This is a genomic window from Tepidimonas thermarum, from assembly GCF_007556705.1.
Taxonomy (GTDB): domain Bacteria; phylum Pseudomonadota; class Gammaproteobacteria; order Burkholderiales; family Burkholderiaceae_C; genus Tepidimonas; species Tepidimonas thermarum.
The window spans coordinates 1-7,074 of sequence record NZ_VJOL01000074.1 but is presented as its reverse complement, the minus strand read 5'-3'; the positions used below and the strand labels follow the sequence as shown (position 1 = coordinate 7,074).

The 7,074-nt window shown below is 69.9% G+C and carries 5 protein-coding genes and 1 pseudogene; 3 read left to right on the top strand and 3 right to left on the bottom strand.

Features of this window, described 5'->3' with window-relative positions; genetic code table 11:
• Positions 1-191: 191 nt before the first annotated feature.
• The gene (locus tag Tther_RS12395) at positions 192-1,166 is read right to left on the bottom strand and encodes a LysR family transcriptional regulator (protein WP_246099041.1); all 975 of its coding nucleotides are present in this window, start codon (positions 1,164-1,166) and stop codon (positions 192-194) included.
• A gap of 112 nt (positions 1,167-1,278) precedes the next feature.
• On the opposite strand from Tther_RS12395, the gene Tther_RS12390 reads away from it, so the two are divergent.
• From Tther_RS12390 to dnaE, 3 genes are all read left to right on the top strand, one after another.
• Entirely contained in the window at positions 1,279-2,001 is a 723-nt protein-coding gene (locus Tther_RS12390) for a pirin family protein (RefSeq protein ID WP_143904327.1), read from the top strand.
• Positions 2,002-2,103: 102 nt separating this feature from the next.
• Positions 2,104-2,658, top strand: coding sequence for a flavodoxin family protein (locus Tther_RS12385; protein ID WP_143904325.1), 555 nt, complete (start codon positions 2,104-2,106; stop codon positions 2,656-2,658).
• A 51-nt stretch (positions 2,659-2,709) separates the two neighbouring features.
• Entirely contained in the window at positions 2,710-6,279 is a 3,570-nt protein-coding gene (gene dnaE / locus Tther_RS12380) for a DNA polymerase III subunit alpha (RefSeq protein WP_143904323.1), read from the top strand.
• Here the strand turns inward: dnaE and tolA are convergent, their stop codons facing one another.
• On the bottom strand, positions 6,280-6,906 hold the full coding sequence (gene tolA, locus Tther_RS12375; RefSeq protein WP_246099040.1) for a cell envelope integrity protein TolA: 627 nt from the start codon (positions 6,904-6,906) through the stop codon (positions 6,280-6,282).
• Positions 6,907-6,938: 32 nt separating this feature from the next.
• Positions 6,939-7,074, bottom strand: a pseudogene (locus Tther_RS13565) (phage terminase large subunit family protein); the annotation flags it as partial.

Here is a 7,074-nt window from a genome sequence, read left to right as displayed (position 1 = left end):
GCTGCGCTGCCGGCCGGGCGGGGCGGGAATTTACAATCGGGGCATTATCGCCATGACGCGGGCGGGCACGGCCACGGCGGTGCGGGGCGGTGGGCGGCGGCCGGGATCGGGTGGGTCGGAGCGGCGTGGCATGGTGGTGCGGTGGGTGGACGCGATGGCGCCAATCTAGCAGAAGCGTCGCAGCGCGGGCTTCAGCGGCGCGGGCGGCGCATCAGCAGCGCGGCACGGGTGACCGGGTCGGCCAGGCGTTGCAGCCACCACTGCAGCGCCGGGGTGGCGGGGGCAGCGCGCCGCCCGCCCGTGGCGCGCCAGGCATACGCGGTGCGCGCGGTGCGCGGCGGCAGGGTGGTCTGCCGCACCACCAAGTGACCGGCATCCACGTAGGGCTGGACCAGCGGCTGTGGCAGCCAGCCACAGCCCAGGCCGCGCAGCTGCGCCTCCAGCTTCATCTGCATGGTGGGCACGGTCAGCACGTCTTGCCCCGGCAGCAGGCCGTAGGTCAGGCCGCCGCGGGGGGCGGAGTCGGCCACCGCCACGATGCGGTGCGCGCGCAGGGTCTGCGGGGTCAGCGGCTCCGGCGCTTCGGCCAGGGGGTGGCAGGGGGCGACCACGAACCAGAACGCCACCTCGCCCAGGTCGTGCAGGTGGATGTCGCCCCCCGGCTGGCGGTCCAGGGTCACCCCCAGCGCGAGGTCGGCGCGGCCGCTGAGCAGCGCCTCCAGCGTGCCGGACAGCGTTTCGCTGCGCAGGCGCAGGCGGGTCGGCGCCCCCAGGGTGTAGAACGCCTCGCACAGTTCGAGCAGGGTGCGCGCGTCGATGACGGCGTCGGCGGCGATGGTGAGTTCGGCCTCCCACCCGGTGGCGACGCGCCGCACGCGCTGGGCGACGGCGTCCCACTCGCGCAACAAATGTTCGCTGGCGCGCAGCAGCTCCGCGCCGGCGGGGGTGGGTTGGGCGCGGCGCGCGCGCCGGTCGAACAGCAGCACGTCCAGCGCCTCCTCGATCTGGCGCACGCGGTAGCTCAGGGCGCTGGGGACCAGCCCCAGCTCGCGTGCGGCCGCGGCAAAGCTGCCGCAGCGCGCGATGGTGGCCAGCAACGCCAGCTGCTCCGGGCCGAGCGCGGCGCGGGCCATCCCGTTGTCCGGGTACGGGGGGCGGGTGGGCATGGGGGTCAATCGTTCAAACGTTTTGAATGATGCCATCAAACGCGTCGTGCTGCCAGGCGCGCCCGACGGCCTACAGTTCGACCATCGTCATTGCCCGCACGGAAAGCCCACCATGATCACCAAACGCGCCAGCCACGACCGGGGCTACGCCGACCACGGCTGGTTGCAATCCCACCATTCGTTTTCGTTTGCCGGCTACTTCGATCCGCGCTACATGGGTTGGGGCAACCTGCGCGTGATCAACGAGGACGTGATCGCACCGGGCACCGGCTTTGGCATGCACGGGCACCGCGACATGGAAATCGTCACTTATGTGCTGGCCGGCGAGCTGGCCCACCGCGACAGCATGGGCCATGTCGAGACCATCCGCGCCGGCGAGGTGCAGCGCATGAGCGCGGGCCGTGGGGTGATGCACAGCGAATTCAACCATGGACAGCAGCCGACGCACCTGCTGCAGATCTGGATCGAGCCCAACATGCGCGGCATCGAACCCAGCTACGAGCAAAAAACCTTTTCGGCGCCGTGCAAGCGCGCGCGCTTGTGGCCGATCGCGGTGCCGGCCGAGCGCGCCGCTGCGCTGGCGGGCAGCGATGATGCGCCGGTGCGCATCCACGCCGATGCGGCGCTCTACGCGGGGTTGTTCGATGGCGCCGAGGCCGCGACGCACGCGCTGGCGCCCGGGCGCTTGGCGTATGTGCACGTGGTGCGCGGGCGCATCCGCGTCAACGGCCAGCCCTTTGCGCGCGGTGACGCGGCGCTGGTGGCCGACGAGGCGGCGCTGACCCTGTCCGATGGCGAGCAGGCCGAGGTGCTGCTGTTCGATGTGGCGCGCTGAGCGCCGCGCGCGGCATGCGCGGCGGCGACCAGCGGGTCGTGAGGGTTCCGGTTGCCTCCCCCGTTTTTGGGGGGCTATTCATCCACAGCAAGGAGTTCAGACATGCCCAACATCGTCGTGGTTTACCACTCGGGTTACGGCCACACCCAACGCATGGCGCAGGCGGTGGCCGAAGGCGCCGGCGCCCAGCTGCTGGCCATCGATGCCGAGGGCAACCTGCCCGAAGGCGGCTGGGAGCAGCTCGATGCGGCCGATGCCATCATCATGGGCAGCCCGACCTACATGGGCAGCGTGAGCTGGCAGTTCAAAAAATTTGCCGATGCGTCGAGCAAGGTCTGGTTTGTGCAGAAGTGGAAAGACAAGGTGTTTGCCGGCTTTACCAACAGCGCGACCATGAACGGCGACAAGCTCTCCACGCTGCACTACCTGTTTACGCTGGCCATGCAGCACGGGGGCATCTGGGTGGGCACGGGCCTCATGCCCTCCAACACCAAGGCGGCGCAGCGCAACGACGTCAACTACGTCGGCTCCTCGGCCGGGGCGATGGCCACCACGCCTTCGGACGCCAGCGCGCAGGAGATGCTCAGCGGTGACCTGGAGACGGCGCGTTTGTTCGGCCAGCGGGTGGCCGCGGTGACCGCGCAGTTCAAGCGCTGATCGCGCTGCGGGCGCGGGGCGGGCGATCAGCGCCTTCCTACAATCGCTGGCATGTTCGTACACCTGCGCCTGCACACCGAGTTCTCCATCGTCGATGGCACCACGCGCATCGACGACGCCGTCAGGCTGGCGGCGGCCGATGATCAGCCGGCGCTGGCCATCACCGACCTCAACAACCTCTTTGGCGGCATCAAGTTCTACAAAGCCGCGCGCGCCGCGGGCGTCAAGCCGCTGCTCGGGGCCGAGGTCAACCTGGTCGGGCTGACCGACGAGCTGCAACCCGTGCCGCCCGCCGGCGCGCCGGCGGCCGCCCCTGCGCGGGTGCTGCTGCTGGTGCAAAGCCACCAGGGCTATCTGAACCTGTGCGAGTTGCTCGCCCGCGCCTGGACGCAGGGCGTCGTGCGCGATCAGCCGTTCGTGCAGTGGGCCTGGTTGCAGTCGCTGGCGCAGGGTCTGATCCTGCTGTCGGGCGCTGCCGGCGGTCCGGTGGGACAGGCCCTGCTGGCGGGCGATGAGGCGCGCGCCACCGCCGTCGCGCTGCGCCTGGCGCAGGCCTTCCCGCACCGCTTTTACCTGGAGGTGCAGCGCGCCGGCCGGCCCGACGACGAGCGCCACGTGCAGGCGGTGGTGCCGCTGGCCGCGCGCCTGGGGCTGCCCGTGGTGGCCACGCACCCGATCCAGTTTTTGACCGCCGACGACTTCGAGGCGCACGAGGCGCGCGTGTGCATCGCCGAGGGCGAGATCCTGGCCAATCCCAAGCGCGTGCGGCGCTTTACGCGCGAGCAGTATTTCAAGCGCAGTGCCGAGATGCAGGCGCTGTTTGCCGATCTGCCCTCGGCGTTGGCCAACACGGTGGAGATCGCGCGCCGCTGCAACCTGACGCTGACGCTGGGCAAGCCGCGCCTGCCGGACTTCCCGATCCCGCTGGTGGACGGCCGCCAGCTCGACACCGAAGCCTATTTTCGCCACGTCGCGCTGCAGGGCCTGGAAGAGCGGCTGCAACACCTCTACCCCGACGAGGCGCAGCGCGCCGAGCAGCGTCCGCGCTACCTGCAGCGGCTCGCGTTCGAGCTCGACACCATCGTCAAGATGGGTTTTCCGGGCTACTTCCTGATCGTGTCGGATTTCATCCAGTGGGCCAAGACGCACGGCTGCCCGGTGGGGCCAGGGCGCGGGTCCGGTGCCGGCTCGCTGGTGGCGTATGCGCTCAAGATCACCGACCTCGATCCGCTGCGCTACAACCTGCTGTTCGAGCGCTTTCTCAACCCCGAGCGCGTGTCGATGCCGGACTTCGACATCGACTTTTGCCAGGAAAACCGCGACCGCGTCATCGACTACGTCAAGGACAAGTACGGCAAGGACGCGGTGAGCCAAATCGCCACCTTTGGCACGATGGCCGCGCGTGCGGCCATCCGCGACGTCGGGCGGGTGCTGGATTTTGCCTACGGCTTTTGCGACGGCATCTCCAAGCTGGTGCCCAACAAGCCGGGCATGAGCGTGACCCTGCAATACCCGCCCAACCCCAAGAAGGAGGGCGACAAGAACCACTACGCCATCGAGATGGAGCCGCAGCTGGCCGAGCGCATCGAGCGCGAGGAGGAGGTGCGCCAGCTCATCGAGTTGGCCCAAAAGCTCGAAGGCATCACGCGCAACGTCGGCATGCACGCAGGCGGCGTGCTCATCGCGCCGGGCAAACTCACCGATTTCTGTCCGCTCTACCAGCAGCCCGGCAGCACGTCGGCGGTCAGCCAGTACGACAAGGACGATGTCGAGGCGGTCGGCCTGGTCAAGTTCGACTTTCTGGGGCTGGCCACGCTGACCATTTTGGAGCTGGCCAAGGAATTCATCGTCGCGCGCCACCCGGACCAAAAGGACTTTGCCTTCGAGCGCATCCCCCTGGATGACCCGGCCACCTACGAACTGTTCCAGCAGGGCCGCACCGAGGCGGTGTTCCAGTTCGAATCGCGCGGCATGCAGGGCATGTTGCGGGATGCCAAACCGACGCGGCTGGAGGACCTCATCGCCCTCAATGCGCTCTACCGCCCGGGGCCGATGGACCTGATCCCGAGTTTCGTGGCGCGCAAGCACGGGCGCGAGCCGGTGGAGTACCCGCATCCGCTGCTCGAGCCGGTGCTGGCCGAGACCTACGGCATCATGGTCTACCAGGAGCAGGTGATGCAGGTGGCGCAGGTGCTCGGCGGCTACAGCCTGGGCGGCGCCGACTTGCTGCGGCGCGCCATGGGCAAGAAAAAGCCCGAGGAAATGGCCAAGCACCGCGCCATCTTTCGCGAGGGAGCGGCCAAAAACGGCATCGATCAGGCCAAGGCGGACGAGGTCTTCGACCTCATGGAAAAGTTCGCCGGCTACGGCTTCAACAAGTCGCACGCGGCGGCGTACTCGCTGCTGGCCTACCACACGGCGTGGCTCAAGGTCCACCACACGGCGGAGTTTTTCTGCGCCAACATGACCATCGAGCTCGACGACACCGACAAGCTCAAGGTGCTGGTCGAAGACGCGCTGGGGTTTGGCATCCGCTTCGAGGGGCCGGACATCAACCGCGGCACCTACCGCTTCGAGCCCATCGGTGACCGTGACATCCGCTACGGGCTGGGCGCCGTCAAGGGCACGGGCCAGCAGGCCATCGAGGCCATCGTCGCGGCGCGCGAAGGCCGCGGCGCGGGCCCCAACGGGCACGTGGCCGGACCGTTTGCCAGCCTGTACGATTTTTGCGCGCGCGTGGACCGCTCGCGCGTCAACAAGCGCACGGTGGAGGCGCTCATCAAGGCCGGCGCGTTCGACAGCCTGCACCGCAACCGCGCGGCGCTGCTGGCGTCGCTGGACCGCGCGTTCGAGTGGGCGGCGGCCCAGGAGGCCAACGCGCAACAAGGCGGGCTGTTCGATGCGCTCGGCGACGGTGGGCACGGATCGGCTGCCGAGCCGCCGCCGCTGGTCGAGGCGCTGCCCTGGGGCGTCAAGGAGCGCCTGGCGCACGAGAAAGCGGCGCTGGGGTTTTACTTCTCCGGCCACCTGTTCGACGAGGTCGAGGCCGAGGTGCGGCGCTTCGTCAAGGTGCGGCTGGCCGACGTGGTGGACAGCCGCGAGCCGTTCCTGGTCGCCGCCATCGTCGGTGACCTGCGCATCGTCAACGGCCAGCGCGGCAAGGTGGCGATCTTCAAGCTCGACGACAAAACCGCCGTGCTGGAGGCCACCGCCGACGAGGGCCTGATCCAGGCCCACCGCCACCTGCTCAAAGACGACGAATTGGTCATTGCCCAGGTGCTGGCGCAGCCGGACCGCTTCTCGGGCGGGCTGCGCTTGAAGGTGCAACAGCTGTGGGACCTGCCCACGGCGCGCTGCCGCTTTGGCAAATACCTGCGTGTCGCGGTCAACGGCCAGGTGCCCGACATCGCCGCGGTGGTGCGCGACTTCCCGCCGCGGCGCGAAATGACCGAGCACGGCGAGCTGCTGCGCGCGCTGCCGGTGCGCGTGGCGGTGTGGCGCGCCACCGCGCGCTGCGAGCTGCAGCTCGACGAGCGCGCGAGCTTTTACCCCACCGACGCCGCGCTGGCGCGCTGGATGGCGCAGGCGCACGAGCAGCGCGCCGAAATCGTGTACGACTGATCACTCGTTGGGCCGAAAGCCCAGGATCAGCGTCGGGGGCACGCGGCCATCCTCGTCGCGCGGCAGACGGCCGGTGCGCTCGATCGCCCGCAGCACGGCGTCGTCCCAGGCGCGGTGGCCGCTCGACTTGAGCAGCCGGCTGCTCAGGATCGTACCATCCGGCATGGTGCGCACCTCCACCTCGGCGCGTGGGTTGCCCGGCACGGTGTCGGTGAACACGATGTTGGGCCGGATGTGCGCGACCAGCCGCCCGGCGTAGCTGGCCGAGGGGCCCGCATCGCGCTGCGCGGTGCCGCGCGCCTGCGGGCCACCGGTGGCCTGCGCCTGGCCCAGGATGCGCGCCAGGTTGCGCTGGCGCTCGGCTTCCAGCAGGGCCTGTTCGCGCTCGGCGCGCTCGCGGGCGGCTTTGTCCCGCGCGGCTTTGTCGTTCGCCGCTTGTTCCTGCGCCGCTTTTTCCCGGGCGGCCTTCTCTTTTGCGGCCTGCTCCCGCGCCGCCTTTTCCCGGGCGGCACGTTCGCGGGCGGCTTTTTCGCGCTCGGCCTGCTCGCGCGCGGCCTGCGCGGCGCGCGCCTCGGCCAGCCGGCGCGCCTCCTCGCGGCGGCGTTGTTCGTCGCGCTGGCGCTGCACGGCGATGTCGGCATCGCGCTGGGTGGGCGCTGCCGCCGGCGCTGCATCGCCAGCGCCACCGGATCGCCCTCGCCGTCGGCGTCGCCCGGATAGCCGTCCACCTCGTCCAAGAACAGGTAGCGCACCGGCATCGAGCGCGCGACGAGGATGGCCGCGTGCCCCCGACGC